Origin of the sequence: Leptolyngbya sp. FACHB-36, assembly GCF_014695955.1 — a bacterium.
Lineage (GTDB): Bacteria > Cyanobacteriota > Cyanobacteriia > Leptolyngbyales > Leptolyngbyaceae > FACHB-36.
On the sequence record NZ_JACJPG010000090.1, the window covers coordinates 1 to 2378 of the forward strand.

A 2378-nucleotide genomic window follows, 5' to 3' on the forward strand; every position below is an offset into this window, starting at 1 on the left:
CCCGATCGTCCAGAGTGCAACAATCTGCTGACGCTGTACACGCTGCTGTCCGGCAAAACCAAAGACGCCGTGGCAGCGGAATGTCGGGACATGGGCTGGGGGCAGTTCAAACCCCTCCTGACCGAGGCGACGATCGCCCACCTGACTCCGATTCAGGAAAAATACCGCGCCATCATGGACGACAAGGGCTATCTGGAGTCGGTGCTGCGGGACGGACGACAGAAAGCGACCGCGATCGCCAACCACACCTTGCAGAAGGTTAAAATCGCGCTAGGTTATTCTCTACCGCTGTAGAGAGGCGACGAACGCTTTCGCTGAACATGGTTTTTAACCGATCGTGACGGTGTAGGGTGAACCGTAGGCGCATCGTCGCATTTGTGCAAGCGACTCCGGTATTTCCCTCCTCTGGATGGCAGTACTGAGTATGAAATTTTGCCAGAATGAGTCTCCAACTGTTTTAGCCTGCTTGTATTTAATCCTGACTATCATTCCTTATGCCTGATCGTCCTTCCTTCCCGTCCTTCCGCTCCGCGATTCAGTCTGGTGAGTTCCTGATCACCGCTGAGGTTGCCCCACCTAAAGGCGCGAACCCGACCCACATGCTACGGATGGCGCATCTGCTGCGCGGACGAGTCCACGGAGTGAACATCACGGATGGTAGCCGAGCGGTGCTGCGGATGTCGTCGCTGGCAGCGTCGGTGATTCTGCTGCAAAACGGAATTGAGCCGATTTGTCAGGTTGCCTGCCGCGATCGCAACAGCATTGGGCTTCAGGCGGATTTAATGGGGGCGCAGGCGTTGGGCGTCCGCAATATTTTGGCGCTGACGGGCGACCCAGTAAAAGCTGGAGACCACCCCGATGCCCGTGGCGTGTTTGAGTTGGAGTCCGTGCGACTGCTGGAACTGATTAGCAAACTGAATGCAGGCTGCGACTGGACCGACAAACCGCTGCCCGATGGCGAAACGGATTTACTGGCAGGGGCAGCCGTAGACCCACAGTGCGGCAGTTGGTCGGGACTCCAACGCCGCTTCGATCGCAAGCTGGCAGCCGGAGCACAGTTTTTCCAGAGCCAGCTTGTTTCAGATTTCGATCGACTAGAAAAGTTTATGACCCAGATCGTCGCGGGCAGCAATAAGCCCGTTCTGGCAGGAGTTTTTCTGCTGAAGTCGGCAAAGAATGCGCAGTTCATCAATCGCTGCGTTCCCGGTGTGCAGATTCCCGATTCGATCATTGAACGGCTCGATCGCGCCGCCGACCCACTCCAAGAAGGCATGACAATTGCCGCAGAGCAGATTCGGCTTGCTCGCCAGCTTTGCCAAGGTGTTCATCTGATGGCAGTTAAGCGTGAAGATCTAATTCCGCAAATTCTTGACCTTGCCGGAATTTCTCTCTCAGAGAAGCCAGCCCCATTCGAGATGCAAACCACCACGCCAAGGCGCTAGCAGCTCACTCGCTGTCCCCGGTTATGTAGCAGTGCAGGCTAGGCAGAATACGGTTAAGCGGAGAGAATGTCAAGAACTTTGAGATTCAGGGCGCGATCGCAAAAATTTTCCGGTTTTACGGCAAATTGCCTTTAAATTCACTGAAATCTCATCCGGAGCACGCAGTCAGCCCATCGAATGAAGTTAAGTAGACAGCATATAGCTGTTTTCAGTTGAATCTGGGGTCGGTATGTGTCAGGTCAGGAAGTGGGCGAGCGAATTACCCAGTTTCTAATGCAGGCGTCCAGTTCAGTTGGAACCGCTGTCGCTGTTGCAATCAGCGTTTGATGTGGGAGGCGATCGGAGCATGGTACAAGAACTTTCTTACGGTTGGACAATTCCAGGAGAAGTCTCTGAGGTTTCTCCTGAGGGACTACGGACAATTTTAGGACAGGTGGAAGCGGAGCTTTACCGTAGCGAAACCTACGGGCAGATTCTCTCAAACCTGCATACGATGCCCACTGAAGTGGGAATGCAGGTGCAGCGCATGGTCAAAGCCGTCGGCAGAGAAGCAATCCGGCTGGCGTTCCGTCGCCTCGTGCGAAAGCGGGAACCGCTGCGGACTGAACCGCTAGACGCCGCTCAGTCAATTTCCCCTGTGCCATCCCCCATGGCTCATATTCATTCTGAACCGGGAATTTTCAGTACGGATGCGATCGCGTCTCCGCTAGAAGAGCCGTCCAAGCCGGTCGTTCTACATCCGAGTGCCGTCAACAGACCTGCTAAAGCCACGAAAGAGCCACCGCGCCGCCGCTTAAGCAAAAAGGAACTGGCTGCTCAAGCCGCCGTGCAGGCGTGGCAAGAACGGCTACAGGAACTTGGTCAAGAGCTGCGCCGCATCCGGCAAGGACGATCGCTGTCGCTGCAGCAATTGCACTATCGCACGCAAATTCCGCT

At 55.3% G+C, this 2378-nt stretch carries 1 protein-coding gene and 2 pseudogenes; all 3 read left to right on the forward strand.

The genetic code is table 11. The annotated features are described in order from the left end of the window. Positions 1–294: pseudogene (locus tag H6F43_RS01255) on the forward strand (tryptophan--tRNA ligase); the annotation flags it as partial. Between the two features lie 200 nt (positions 295–494). Next, on the forward strand, positions 495–1442 hold the full coding sequence (locus H6F43_RS01260) for a methylenetetrahydrofolate reductase (RefSeq protein WP_190340211.1): 948 nt from the start codon (positions 495–497) through the stop codon (positions 1440–1442). A 346-nt stretch (positions 1443–1788) separates the two neighbouring features. Then, a pseudogene (locus H6F43_RS01265) lies at positions 1789–2378 on the forward strand (hypothetical protein); the annotation flags it as partial.

Coding starts and splice junctions, on each gene's coding strand:
- H6F43_RS01260 (WP_190340211.1), top strand. CDS start 495: ATGCCTGATCGTCCTTCCTTCCCGTCCTTCCGCTCCGCGATTCAGTCT.